General features: G+C 59.7%; 10 protein-coding genes and 1 pseudogene. 3 read left to right on the top strand and 8 right to left on the bottom strand.

Annotated features, from left to right (window positions below; translation table 11 throughout):
- Positions 1-214 precede the first annotated feature (214 nt).
- Together XH85_RS05370 and XH85_RS05365 are read right to left on the bottom strand one after the other, a co-directional pair.
- The gene (locus XH85_RS05370; protein WP_128931051.1) at positions 215-1,735 is read right to left on the bottom strand and encodes a metallophosphoesterase family protein; all 1,521 of its coding nucleotides are present in this window, start codon (positions 1,733-1,735) and stop codon (positions 215-217) included.
- Positions 1,736-1,921: 186 nt separating this feature from the next.
- Positions 1,922-2,557, bottom strand: coding sequence for a hypothetical protein (locus tag XH85_RS05365; RefSeq protein ID WP_128931050.1), 636 nt, complete (start codon positions 2,555-2,557; stop codon positions 1,922-1,924).
- A 736-nt stretch (positions 2,558-3,293) separates the two neighbouring features.
- Between XH85_RS05365 and XH85_RS05360 the strand changes: the two genes are divergently transcribed.
- Together XH85_RS05360 and XH85_RS05355 are read left to right on the top strand one after the other, a co-directional pair.
- Positions 3,294-4,067, top strand: a complete 774-nt coding sequence (locus XH85_RS05360; RefSeq protein ID WP_245473894.1) for a recombinase family protein — start codon at positions 3,294-3,296, stop codon at positions 4,065-4,067.
- A 73-nt stretch (positions 4,068-4,140) separates the two neighbouring features.
- Positions 4,141-4,578: pseudogene (locus tag XH85_RS05355) on the top strand (sigma-54-dependent Fis family transcriptional regulator); the annotation flags it as partial.
- 614 nt (positions 4,579-5,192) lie between these two features.
- Here XH85_RS05355 and XH85_RS05340 read toward each other — a convergent pair.
- Genes XH85_RS05340 through XH85_RS05330 form a run of 3 tightly spaced genes read right to left on the bottom strand, consistent with a single transcriptional unit; the run spans position 5,193 to position 8,190 of the window.
- Positions 5,193-6,035 carry an ABC transporter ATP-binding protein gene (locus XH85_RS05340; protein WP_128931049.1) on the bottom strand — a complete coding sequence of 281 codons (843 nt, stop codon included), beginning with the start codon at positions 6,033-6,035 and terminating at the stop codon, positions 5,193-5,195.
- On the bottom strand, positions 6,032-6,829 hold the full coding sequence (locus XH85_RS05335; protein ID WP_208758088.1) for an ABC transporter permease: 798 nt from the start codon (positions 6,827-6,829) through the stop codon (positions 6,032-6,034). The genes XH85_RS05340 and XH85_RS05335 overlap by 4 nt, the downstream gene beginning before the upstream one ends.
- Entirely contained in the window at positions 6,829-8,190 is a 1,362-nt protein-coding gene (locus XH85_RS05330) for an ABC transporter substrate-binding protein (protein ID WP_245474214.1), read from the bottom strand. The genes XH85_RS05335 and XH85_RS05330 overlap by 1 nt, the downstream gene beginning before the upstream one ends.
- Positions 8,191-8,537: 347 nt before the next feature.
- On the opposite strand from XH85_RS05330, the gene XH85_RS05325 reads away from it, so the two are divergent.
- Positions 8,538-9,428, top strand: a complete 891-nt coding sequence (locus XH85_RS05325; protein WP_245473893.1) for a Crp/Fnr family transcriptional regulator — start codon at positions 8,538-8,540, stop codon at positions 9,426-9,428.
- Here the strand turns inward: XH85_RS05325 and XH85_RS05320 are convergent.
- From XH85_RS05320 to XH85_RS05310, 3 genes are read right to left on the bottom strand one after another with little or no spacing between them, the layout of a single operon-like run.
- Positions 9,418-10,389: a HEAT repeat domain-containing protein gene (locus XH85_RS05320; protein ID WP_128931047.1), complete on the bottom strand. Its 972-nt coding sequence runs from the start codon at positions 10,387-10,389 to the stop codon at positions 9,418-9,420. The two genes, XH85_RS05325 and XH85_RS05320, sit on opposite strands and share 11 nt — an antisense overlap.
- 1 nt (position 10,390) lies before the next feature.
- The gene (locus XH85_RS05315) at positions 10,391-10,624 is read right to left on the bottom strand and encodes a 4Fe-4S dicluster domain-containing protein (RefSeq protein ID WP_128931046.1); all 234 of its coding nucleotides are present in this window, start codon (positions 10,622-10,624) and stop codon (positions 10,391-10,393) included.
- 10 nt (positions 10,625-10,634) lie between these two features.
- On the bottom strand, positions 10,635-12,371 hold the full coding sequence (locus XH85_RS05310; protein ID WP_128931045.1) for a fumarate reductase/succinate dehydrogenase flavoprotein subunit: 1,737 nt from the start codon (positions 12,369-12,371) through the stop codon (positions 10,635-10,637).
- Positions 12,372-12,377 lie beyond the last annotated feature (6 nt).

Raw genomic sequence — 12,377 nt, 5'->3', positions numbered from 1 at the left:
TACCATGCGAAAGACTAGCGATCATCCACGAACTCGCGCGTTCGGGCCGATCCGCTCCCCGCGAAGCATCACCTAGTTCACTTGGGTCATCGTATCCTTGAACTTCAAGAACTAGTGTCCTTCCACCGTCGGGGATGCTAGTGCAGAATACCATATTCCAGTAGTCCTCGACGTGAACCACCGTGGTCTTGCCGCCCACGTCACCATGAAAAAGCTATATCTCGTGATAATGGCAGATTCGCACCTGATTGCCCTCGACAAACAGCACAAACGCACAAGGGCCATCACGAAGCTGAGTTTTAAGTGGTCCTTCGGGGTCAAAAAGCGCGGAGCCGCACGACACAACGCTCACCGCACCGGAGCACACATACGGCATATGCAAGTGCCCGTGGAGAATGATTGCGGGCATATTGTCTTGGGCCAACTTCAAAACGCTATCCGCGTCCAGGCAGCGCAGAAATACCCTCGCGGCGCGCCCGATCGTCGCCGGAGGATCTATGTGATGGTGCACCAGCACGAGGAGCGGTTGAGAGCTGCGTCGATTTTGCGCGAGCAGCTTTCTCGCTGCGGACAACTGGGCAGTCCCGACGAGGCCGAGCGCATTGGTGATGGGAGAGTTCGAAGGCCTCCGATTGCTGTCAAGTACCAGGATGTCAACGCCCCAATCCGCGCCGCTCATGAACGCTGGAAAGCCTTTGATCGGGCTCGCTGTCAACCGGTTCAGATGGTTTAGCACCTCCTCAGGAGGATAGGAGCTGCTGCCGAACAAGTTCTTCAATAAGAATAGCTCCGCCAGATAGGGCAGGACTCCCCGAGCCTCGCGCCTCATTTTCTTGAAATGATAGTCATGGTTCCCTGGCACGCACAAGAACGGGCAGTCGATCTTCTTCACTGCCGATTCCAGCCGTAACCAAGCCTCGGCGGCGCCCGTATCGGTCGCGTCTCCGCAGCACAGTATAATCCGGGGCCGCGTTCGGGTGATCGCCTCAAGCATAAAGTCCAGAGCGGGTTGCGAGTCCTTGCCGCCTTGCAACGTTCCCTCGCCGGGGACAGTGAGGTGCAGGTCGGAGATCACGAGGATACCACCAGGTGCGTCCGCCGGAGGCGGGAGGGAAGGCGTTGATCGGCTATCTCTGAGGAAGGAGATCAATATCCGAACGCTTAAAGATGTACCCTTAATGACCAGTTCGTAAATCATTCGCGCGCTCAACCGGAAGGCGCCCAGCGCAAATATCAGATAAAACACTGCAGCGACCACATCGCGAAGCAGTCCGGTGAAAAGGGGATCGCGTTTCACCCATACTTGCGCATAGCAAATCACCAGAAGGTACGCAGCAATCTGCAAGGTGAACAGGCCGCAAAGAAGGCCGTATGCGAGATTAAAAATCCGCTCCGCTACCAGGCCGTAAACTCTCACCGATGGCCTTTGATCGCACAGAGCTGCGCTCGACAGAGCAAGCACCAGCGCAAGGCCCGCGAGAGCCAGTACCAAAGCGCCTGGTAGTATCCATGCGGGCCTCGCGAATTCATGCCAGCCGGTCAGAACAAGGTCCCAGCGATGCCTTGCGTCGTCGGACGTGAGCAGTCGTCCTGTGGTGATCAACGAAAAGAGTTGGTTCACCCCGGTCGTGACGAGACCAAAAACGACGAGCCAAATTACGAAATCCAAAACCGACTTAAGTGCTTTCAGAAGGCGCCGCTGAAGCCTTATCAGGAATCCGCTGACATCTCCCATCCGGCCACCGTTGGGGCTAAACGTGCTTCGAGATTTCTCACTCTGATCCCCCACTTTACACCTGATCCATTTCGGACGACGGCACCAGCCCTGGTCGCAATTTGGTGGCTCACGGGTTGCTTCGGCTCTCAAGCATCGATTTGGCCCGGTGTGACACCAAATATGGCTTGGCCGTGATAGGCGACGTCAGCGCCAGCGATATAGACCTGAGCCGCGCACAAACTTATCCAGCGTGTTGTAGGCCCCCTCCATGATCTGGTGATCATCTCCGTCAAAGCCCTTTGTCCCGTGCATTAGATTGTTTCGGACTTGATAGAGGGCTTCGAGCGCGTCCGGCCATGAGGGACTCGCAGCGTCGAAATTGTCGTTGCGTGGGCGTCGTCGCACTCCCGGCCGGAGACTTCCGTCCGGCTTCCGGATCGCAGACCTGTTTTCGTTCTTCTTGAGCTCGCGAGCGGTGGCAGCCCGGCCGGCCAAGTACAAGGCTTGCACATTTGGCCACGACCCCATGAGTCCAATATCGCTGTTGCAGAAGATCGGCCAGTAATTGGTAAATTCCTGCACGGTGGTGGAAAAGTCTGCGTCGGAGGCAAGACGATCCCTAAACGTATCGGCGATGCGCTGATCAGCCGCCAATCGATTGATCATCTCAATGTCTTTGTCCCCTTCAGTTAGAATACTACCCCAGGCGTTAAAGCTCATCCACAGCACCATGAAGCCGATGCTCAGTCCAGATTCCGCCCTGGTTTTCTCAGCGAGCCCGAGCAAGTCTCCAAGCACGGTCTCCCGCGGCGATGACCCCACCTTGGAATAGTCCAGCATCTATGCCTCCCGATTCCGGCGTCACGTCTGCGTAGACGTACACATATAGCCGTGGGCAGGATACGATATCGCGGCGTCCGCGCCCATCTCCTGATTGCTCCAGCCATCGGTCTCACGAACGCGCAAAAGGGGCCGGCGATCCGATCAGCCGACCCTGCCGTCACCAAAGCTGACGGACAATTCGTACGCAAGCGCATTCATGGCAGCCTCAGAGGCCTTACTGTCTCGGGCGGGCGTTCGGACTGCGTCCCAAAGGTATCCGGCGTGACCGGCCTTCGATCTCCAGCTGCAAGACTTCCGCGCGCTCCCGCATAAGTCCCGATCGCGTTCGGAACCCGAACGCCTAAGGCGTCCCTGCCGAGACGTGAGCCGAGCCATTCCGCTGATGCTGTTGCACTGCTAACTCAGCAAAGTGCGTCGTCCACATTGAAGGCTCGTCCCGCGAAGCTCCATCATGCGGCGGCTGATGCCGACCGCGAAGACAACCATGCACCCGGCAGTATCTCCTCAGCGATTATATGCTTGACGCCCCGGCAGCGATTAGACAACAGCATCAAAAGCGCAAGCCCACATTCCTCTGCAGCTCGCTTCTCACGCCGCAACGTGCTTTCAAGAAATACGACATAGCAGTTGACTCTTTCTGAATACACTTTCCGATGGCGCGGACTCGATGATGCGCCTAAATGGTTTGCGATGCGCAATACGGCGCGGCGCGATATCGCCGCGGGGAGGCAACATGGGCAACGCCCTTGTTGTACACGCGAAACGTCTGCCTCAGTCGCAAAAAGCGCTACGAGCGGCGCAGTATGTCCGCATGTCGACGGATTACCAGCAATACTCGATTGAGAATCAGGCAGTGGTCATCGCGACCTACGCCGAACTTCACAAGCTAACCATCGTCCGCACCTATCGTGACGAGGGAGAAAGCGGCCTCAAAATCGAAAACCGGGGAGGCCTTACCGAACTGGTTGAAGACGTGCAATCGGGGCGCGCTGACTTCGCTCATCTGCTTGTCTTCGACGTGAGCCGGTGGGGACGCTTTCAGGATGTTGACGAGAGCGCGCACTACGAGTTCATCTGCCGCAAGGCGGGCGTCAAGGTTGCTTATTGCGCGGAGCAATTCGACAATGACGGAAGCCTTCTCGCTGGCATCATGAAGAATATTAAGAGAGTGATGGCGGCTGAGTTCAGTCGGGAACTCTCCGCCAAAGTTTTCGCAGGGTCAGTCCGACTGGCGCATCGCGGCTTCAAAATGGGCGGCCCTGCGGCTTACGCGTTGCAACGACGTCTCGTCGACGATCAATGCAGGCCGAAGGGCATTTTAACGCTCGGCCAGCGCAAATCTTTGCTTACCGACCATGTCAAGCTCATCCCCGGCGCGCCCAATCAAGTCGAGATCGTGAATTGGATTCTCCACGAATATCTCCGTCACAAATCGCAGGCCGCCATTGCCCGAGAGCTCAACGAGCGAGGGATGGTGCTGTTGAAAGACAGCTCGGCGTCGCCATGACGATGCAAGGCATACTGTGACATTTCATAGACTCGCGTCGTCGACGACGCGAACAGACGTATAGGATAATAGCATGCGGCTTCTCATTGTCGGCACGTTGAAGGGCCTGCTCACGACGGCCACTAAGATCGCCATTGACAGTGGCGCAACCGTCACCCAGACCGAGGATCATGAACTGGCGATGCGGGTATTGCGCGGCGGCAAGGGCGCCGACCTGCTCTTGGTCGATGTCGGGCTCAACATCCGCGACCTCGTGATGCGGCTGGAAGCCGCGCACATTTACGTGCCGATCGTCGCCTGCGGCATCACCAACGACGCCCGCGCCGCGGCCGCGGCGATCCATGCCGGCGCCAAGGAATATATCCCGCTGCCACCGGAACCGGAACTGATCGCGGCAATTTTCGCAACGGTGGCCGACGAGGCCCGCGACTTTGTCTACCGGGACGAGATGGCGCGGGGGATCAAGCTCGCCGAGCAGATCGCCGCCTCCAGTGATGCGAGTGAAATTGTCCTATCCTAATGAGGTGAACATGCAGCAGCGGCGGCATTCGCGATGTGTTGCTCGAAGCTGATGTTGATCGAGGTCATTGAGCCTCCGCCGTCTTTCCGGGACGGAAATAGTTGAACTCGTTGGTGTAGGTATCGGACGCCTTGATCTGATCCGGCGTGAACAGACCATCCTTGACGAGCCAGTCGCACCGCCCGAGATCACACCGCCTTTGGTCGCGACGCCGGTGCTCTTCCAATATTTGATCTAGGAACCGTCCCTCGTTGCGCTTGCGATCCGTGAGAATCCGGTCGAACCGCGCCCTCACCTCGTCGGCCGGCGTCGTCTGCGCCCATTCGATCGCGCGCGAGACGCCCTCATCGCCAGCTGCTCGATGACGGCCTTTACGTGAGCCTTGGAAATCTGCGTTCCTTCCGCAATCGCGTCAATTAGCTGGTTCTTGGTCATCTTGGCCACGATAGATTCCTTTGAGAGGGCGCAGAACGATTCAAATGCGCGAATTACGCCGCTTCCTTCGAAGCCGAGAAAAACCGTCGCGGCGAGGGTCTGCCCGACAACAATTTTATTCGATGCTGGAGCGGCTTGAAACCGATGACGCAGGCCCCGCAGCGCCGTACCTACTCCATCGGTATGCCAAGTGGGCTCAGCCGCTGCAGCGGCATTTTCCCGTTCGGCCGGCGTAACAGATGGAGCACGTGTCGCTTCAGACGCACGAACTCGCCCTCGGTGACGAGCTCGCTCTGCCGCGGCCGCCCAAATGGCAGGCGGATGTCATCGATCACCCGTCCCGGTCTCGCGCTCATGACGATGATCCGATCGGCCAGGAATAGCCCTTCCTCGATATCGTGAGTGACGAACACGGTCGTCGTCGGTATCTTGGTCCAGATGTCGAGCAGCACCTCCTGCATCCGGCTGCGTGTTTGGGCATCGAGCGCGCCGAACGGCTCGTCCATCAACAGAACCCGTGGCTGATTGATGAGAACCCGCGCGATCTCGACCCGCTGCTGCATGCCGCCGGAGAGCTGTGACGGATAGAAGCGCTCGAAACCCTCCAGCCCGACCAGCCTGAGGATATCGTCCGCCGCACGGCGCCGCTCAGCCCTGCCGATACCGCGCATCTTCGGACCGAAGGCGACATTGTCGCGGACCCGTTTCCAGGGAAACAGCGTGTGCTGCTGAAAAACGATCCCCCGCTCCGGGTTCGGGCCGAGGATCGGCTGATCGTCCACCGTCACCTGGCCTTGTGTCACCTGCAAATGCCCGGCCAGCGCGCCGAGCAAGGTCGATTTGCCGCAGCCGGACGGACCGAGAATGCAGACCAGCTCAGCCGGGGCGATCGTGAAGTCGAGATCGCAAACTGTTTCAAAGGCAAGCTTGCCCTCTCCGAGGGAGATGGAGAGGTGGCTGACGTCGATCCGTCCCACGGTATGCGCCGCGATATCCGACACCCGAAGGTTCATCGTGCGAGCTCCGCACGCCGCCAGGGCATCAGATATTGTCCCAGTGCCGTCAACAGCCAGCTGCTGCCCATCCCGAGCAGACCGATGACCAGCATGCCGACGATGATGTCGGCATAGTTCTGCAGCGTATAGGCCTCCCAGGTGTAATAGCCGATGCCGAACTGGCCAGAGATCATCTCCGCCGTGACGAGGCAGAACCAGGAGGTCCCCATACCGATCGCAAGGCCCGTGACGATGCTAGGTGCTGCGCCCGGCAGAATGACCCCCCACAGGATCGGGGCGGGCCGGCCTCCAAGGCTGCGGGCGGAGGCAACCAGCCTGCGGTCGATATTGGCAACGCCGTGCACCGTGTTCAGGATGATCGGAAACAGCGCACCGATAAAGGTGATGAAAATCATCGACAGTTCGGACGACGGGAAGATCAGGATCGACAGCGGTATCCACGCAACTGCCGGAATCGGCCTTAGGAGTTCAAGCGGCGGCAGCAAAAGATCGCCGGCGAGGCGCGAGCGGCCGATCGCAAAGCCAATGGCTATTCCGATCACGGCCGCCACCCCATATCCGGCGAACACCCGCCACAGGCTGCTCGTGACATGCGCCAGAAGCTTCGGCGAACTTGCGAGCAGGATTGCCGACTGCACGACCTCGGTCGGCGGCGGCACGTTCCGGAACGTGGCGATGCCGAGATTCATGTGCAGCATGGAGGCGAGCTGCCAGAGCGCGACCCAGGCGGCGATCGAACAACCGCGTACCAGCCAACGCAACGGCCGGTTCATAGCCAGTTGGAAGGCCATTACCTGCTCGCTACGACCGCATCGCGCGCCCCGGCGTAGTCAAGCACTTGTCCGCCATGCTGCTTCGACCAGGTCTCGGCACGATCCCTAAGCAGGAAGGCACTGAGTTCGCCGCCGGGTGAGCGAACGAACCAGGCCTGGCTCGCAAACAGCTTGATGCCGCTCTCGCGATCCTGGGCATAAACCACGCGGACCGCCTTGCCCTGCTTTTCCAACGCTGCAAGCGCGTTGAAGGCATTCTCGGGCGAGCCGTAGTGGCGCACGTGAGGCTCGTCCTTGACCCAAATCTGCGCCACCCGAGTAAAATCGGTGATGTCGGCCCCGGTCACCCCATCCTTGGCCTTCAGTGTAAGCTGAGCGTAGTTCTTCAATTGGACGTCATAGTCGCGGCCGGCCTGCGCAAATGCAGCCCGGATGAACTTGTCGGTCACGAACTGGTCGACATCGAGAACACTATCGGTGCGCTTCAGGTGCTTCAACGTCTTGATCGACGTCGCGACCGCTTGCCGGTATTCCGGCTTCCACGTGAAGTCGCGAGTCTGCAGTCCAAGCGGCCCATGGAAGAGGTAAACGACCTCGGCCTCGATGCCCGTCACCTTGGCGATGAGCTCGCTGTATTTCACAGGATCTTCCGCGATCAAGCGGTCTGCCTCGAGCGCGGCACGCAAATAGGCGGTGACGATCTCCGGATACTTTTCTGCATAGTCGGCATCGACCAGAGAGCCGTGAAATGTCGGCGTGCCCGCTTGTGAACCGTCAAAGATCTTGCGGGCAACTCCACGCCACGGAAACAGCTCCGCAAACGGCACAAAATCCGCGTGCGCTTCGATCTTGTTGGCCTGCAAGGCCGGGCCGGCGACCTCGGGTGCTTGCGTGATGATATTGACGTCGGTTTCCGGATTCCATCCTTGAGCCTCAACGGCGCGAAGCAGCATGCCGTGGGACGTCGAGGCGAAAGGAACAGAGATCGTCTTGCCCTTCAGATCCGCAATCGACTGTGCCGTCGACCCTACGGGGACAACGATGCCGTTACCGCTCCCCTTGGTGCTGCCTGACAGCACGCTGATGAAGAGGCTGTGCCGGTCGGCTTTCTGGAAGGCCACACCGTTCAGCGAACCCGGGAAATCTGCCATCGCCCCGAAATCAAGCTTTCCGGCCACCATCTCGTTGGTCAGCGGCGCCCCGCTCGTAAAGTTCTTCCACTGGATGTCGTACGTGACGTCCTTGTACTTCCCGTCCTGTGGCAAGAATTTCTCCAAAAGCTTCAACTCACGAATAAGAAGTCCGCCCGTTGCGCAATTGATCGTGGTGTCTTGCGTTCCGACCGCAACGCGGATTGTTTCCGCCCGCGATATGCCCATCAGGCCTATCGTCGCAACGGCGACAGCGGCGGTTATTCCGACAAGTTTGAACGAGATCATTGGCGCCCTCTTCCGATTGCTCGCGGCCGGCAGACACCCGCCAGCAAATCCGGCACCAACTATTGAGCCGATACCAACTATTGAGCCGATGTTGTGTACGCCGAAGCAATTACTTGCGTGGCAGCTTGCTCCGCCCGCGGAGTCTCAATTCCGTCGCAATGCGCAAATGGGAACGAACCCAACTTTTCTCGCTGCGCCTCTATGAGAATATGAATCGTTCGCTCATCACCGCATATCGGGCATCATTTTCCTAAGTGCATTCTACATCAATCAAAGAAGTGGACTTTGTGTTCGCCTCCGCCTTAGCTTGGCGCGAACCGCAAGGCGAACCGCTGGCAATGACCCTCCTTAAGGACGTAACCGAAGCCGAGACTCGGGACCTGATCGCGCGCACTGGCGCCGCGGTTCAGCTCGGCTGGCCCACCAGGCCGCGGGCCACCGCGACGTCTGATCGCCGCGTTGCCACCGCGGACTCCGCGCTCTTTCTGAGTGAGAACATTGAGGGGCTGAATGTCGGTGCGCATTTCCTTGATCGCTTGTCAGCCGCCGAAAAGACGCAGGTGCTAGCTGCCGGCCGGACCCTCTTCGTCCCGCAGGGCGAGATGGTGTTCGGCCAGGGCGAACACCACGATGGTATTTTCATCATCAGGCGCGGCCAGGTCCGGGTCTACTACACTGCCCCTTCCGGCCGCGAGATCACGCTGGCCTATTGGACTCCTGGACACTTCGTCGGAGGCCCAGAGATTTCAGGCTTCGGTGTGCACATGTGGTCAGGCGTGGCCATTGAGGAGTGCGAGATCGCCGCATTGTCTCGTCTGACATTGCAGAAGCTCCTTGTCCGGATCCCAGCTTTCGCACTGGCCATGATCGACGGGTTGATCGCCAAGGGCAAGTGCTACTCCTCGATGGCGCAGATGCTGGGCACACGCTCCGTCATCGAGCGGCTGGCACAGTATCTATTGAACCTCGCCGAACTCTACGGAATTGCGGATGGCAACACGGTCCTCATCAACCGCAAGGTAACCCACGACCAGATCGCCGCGATGGTCGGCTCGACGCGCCAATGGGTCACGATGATGTTGAAGCGCTTTCAGACCAAGCACATCATCAGCATCGAGGGCAACGTCATCCGTATCAAGCGGCTCGATCTGCTTAAGACGATCCTGTTCAAGGAGTAGCGCGCGCCTCAATCTGTTGGAGCGCCCAACTCACGGTTTTCCTCACATCCGGGTCATCATCGCGGCCGCGTCCAACCAGGGCGCCGCGGGCGGAGGGATCGGCGATCTCACCAAGCGCGGCGGCGGCATCCTTGCGGAGCGACGGCAGCTGATCTTCGAGGAAGGGAATGATGGCTTCCACCGCTCCCCGAACGCGTAGTTTGCCGAGGCTTTGCAGGGCCTTCTGACGAACCTGCCAATAGTTGTCGTCCAACGCTCCGGTAAGCGGCATTGCCACGGAGGCCTGACCGATCCGCCCGATCGTCTCGGCGGCGACCGCCCTCACCTGCCATTCCGGGTCCCAAAGCGCGTCGGCGGCGGCCTGGGCAGCTGCCTCGTTCCGTGCAAAGGACAGCGCATCGACCGCGGCAAGCCTGACATCGGGGTTCCCATCCTTGCTCGCATGGATCAGCGACGGAAGCGCTTCGATCAGCTTGAGATAGCCGATCACACCAACCGCCTGCACGCGCACGGCAGGGGCCTTATCACCGAGTGCTGCAATGGCCGGCTCGAGCGATGCGGCGACCTGGAGGGCCTTCAAAGCGCGGAGGATCGCGGCTCGCACGAAGCTGGACGAATGCGTTACCAACGGGAGCAGGACGGCGCTCGTTGCGGGGTCACGGAGCTCCGCCAGACTGTGCGAGGCCGCCTGCGCGACGCCAGTTTCGGAATCGAAAAGAACGCCAGTCAGCGCCTTGGCCGCGTCAATGCCATCGAAGTCTCCCAATGCGCGCGCGGCCTGCAGCCTGACCCCCGCATCGGCGTCACCCGCCGCTCGCGCCAGGAGAGGCACGGCTTCATCCGTCGACGTCTCCACGAGTTCGATGACCGCCAGGCGGCGGACCGCCGGGTCCGGGCTTTGCAGCCGCTCTGAAATCTCGTCGAGATCGCCGAAGGCCTCGAATGGCTGGGCTGCCGTCATGTCAGCGCAACAGGTAGGGTATGTTGACAGTCACCGCGCCGGTCGGACAATCGGCCTCGCACGGCATGCAGTACCAGCATTCGTCATACTTCATGTAGGCCTTGCCCGTGAGGTCACTAATCCTGAGCACATCGAGCGGGCAGATGTCGACGCAAACCGTGCAACCCTTGTCGGCGATACATTTGGCCTCATCGACGACGACCGGCACGATTGTAGGCGTATGAGCAATCGGCATATGGAGTCCTTCAGGCGTGCTGGCGAATGCGCTGGCGGTCGTAAGGTGAACGCTCGGATTCGTCGATCGGGACGATATAGGGTGCGATCGCCCGCTTCTCTGCGGTCATGCACCCGTTCTGCTTGCGAAGGATGGTATGGCAGAACCATTCGTCGTCGTTTTTCTCGGGATAGTCGACCCGATGGTGATAGAGGCCCCAGCGGCTCTCGGTGCGGAACAGGGAGGCGGACGCCGCCATCTCGGCGCAATCGAGAATTGAGGCGACCTCTAGCGAGCGCATCAATTCGTGCGCATCGCGCGCCACCATGGCGCTTTCCATATCTTCGCGGATTTCGGCAAAGCGCGCCTGCCCAAGCTGCATCTTCGCCGTGACTTTTGGCGGCTGAAGATAGTCGTTCACAAAGCGCCGCGTCTTGTATTCGAGCTGGTTCGGCGGAATCCCATCCTCCCGCTTCGTCGGCGCCAGCACACGGTCGTGCTCCCGCGCGACATCGCTAGGGTCATAGTCGGGAAGATCGTTATCGGCAGCGAATTCGGCGGCGTGCTCACCGGCCACGGCGCCGTTGGTAAAGGCTCCGAGCATATAGTTATGCGGCACACTTGCCATATCGCCGGCAGCATACAGGCCCGACACCGCGGTGCGCGCAAACTCGTCAACATAGACGCCGGATGCGCTGTGCCCCGAGCAGAATCCTATCTCGGATATGTGCATCTCGATCATGCGCTCCCGGTAGTTCGTGCCACGATTTTCGTGGAAACGCCTGCGCGACGGCCGCTCCACATGATGCAAGATTTCCTCGATCTTGCCGATTGTCTCGCTGTGCAGATGATTGAGTTTCAGGAAAATCGGGCCCTTGCCGGATTGCAGCTCGTTGTAGAACTCCTGCATCATTTGGCCGGACCAGTAGTCGCATTCGATGAAACGGTTGCCCTCGCTGTTGGTGGTGTAAGCCCCGAACGGACCGGCCACGTAGGCGCAGGCGGGGCCATTGTAGTCCTTGATCAGTGGATTGATCTGGTAACATTCGAGGTTCGCCAATCCCGCCCCAGCGTGATAGGCCATCGCATAGCCGTCCCCGGAATTGGTGGCATTCTCGTAAGTACCCCAGAGATAGCCGGACTGCGGCAGGCCAAGTCGTCCTGCCGAGCCAGCACAGAGAATCACGGTCTTTGCGCGCAGTACGAGGACTTCTGCGCTTCGCGTATTGACCGCGATCGCGCCCGCGATCTCGCCGTGACGCCCCGTGAGCAGGCGCGTCGCCATGTAGCGATTGGAGATCAGCACCTTCTCGCGGCGCAACTGCCGGTACAGTGCCTTTTTGACTGTATCGCCATTCGGCATCGGCAGCACGTAGGAGCCGAGATGGTGCACCTTCTTGACGTCGAAATCGCCGTTCTCATTCTTCTGGAACTTGATGCCGAAACGATCGAGCTCCTGGATGATGTCGAAGCAGCGTGAGGCGTACTTGTAGACCGGTGCCTGATCACAAATGCCATCGTTGGCAATCGTGATTTCCTTGGTGTACTGCTCGGGCGTGGCGTAGCCGGGAATGACAGCGTTGTTGAGGCCGTCCATGCCCATTGCGATCGCGCCCGAGCGCTTGACATTGGCCTTTTCCAGCAAGACAACGCGCGCTGCGGGATTGCTCTGCTTGGCCTTGTACGCAGCCATCGGCCCGGCGGTCCCGCCGCCGATCACCAGGACGTCGCAGGCAACTTCCATCAGGCCGTCATTGATCTCGTCCATCGCGCG

This window comes from Bradyrhizobium zhanjiangense (assembly GCF_004114935.1).
GTDB classification, from domain to species: Bacteria; Pseudomonadota; Alphaproteobacteria; order Rhizobiales; family Xanthobacteraceae; genus Bradyrhizobium; species Bradyrhizobium zhanjiangense.
The sequence above is the reverse complement of the archived record's forward strand: the minus strand, read 5'-3'. Positions and strand labels throughout refer to the sequence as shown.

Coding starts and splice junctions, on each gene's coding strand:
- XH85_RS05370 (WP_128931051.1), bottom strand. CDS start 1,735: ATGGGAGATGTCAGCGGATTCCTGATAAGGCTTCAGCGGCGCCTTCTG.
- XH85_RS05365 (WP_128931050.1), bottom strand. CDS start 2,557: ATGCTGGACTATTCCAAGGTGGGGTCATCGCCGCGGGAGACCGTGCTT.
- XH85_RS05360 (WP_245473894.1), top strand. CDS start 3,294: ATGGGCAACGCCCTTGTTGTACACGCGAAACGTCTGCCTCAGTCGCAA.
- XH85_RS05340 (WP_128931049.1), bottom strand. CDS start 6,035: ATGAACCTTCGGGTGTCGGATATCGCGGCGCATACCGTGGGACGGATC.
- XH85_RS05335 (WP_208758088.1), bottom strand. CDS start 6,829: ATGGCCTTCCAACTGGCTATGAACCGGCCGTTGCGTTGGCTGGTACGC.
- XH85_RS05330 (WP_245474214.1), bottom strand. CDS start 8,190: ATGGGCATATCGCGGGCGGAAACAATCCGCGTTGCGGTCGGAACGCAA.
- XH85_RS05320 (WP_128931047.1), bottom strand. CDS start 10,389: ATGACGGCAGCCCAGCCATTCGAGGCCTTCGGCGATCTCGACGAGATT.
- XH85_RS05315 (WP_128931046.1), bottom strand. CDS start 10,624: ATGCCGATTGCTCATACGCCTACAATCGTGCCGGTCGTCGTCGATGAG.
- XH85_RS05310 (WP_128931045.1), bottom strand. CDS start 12,371: ATGGACGAGATCAATGACGGCCTGATGGAAGTTGCCTGCGACGTCCTG.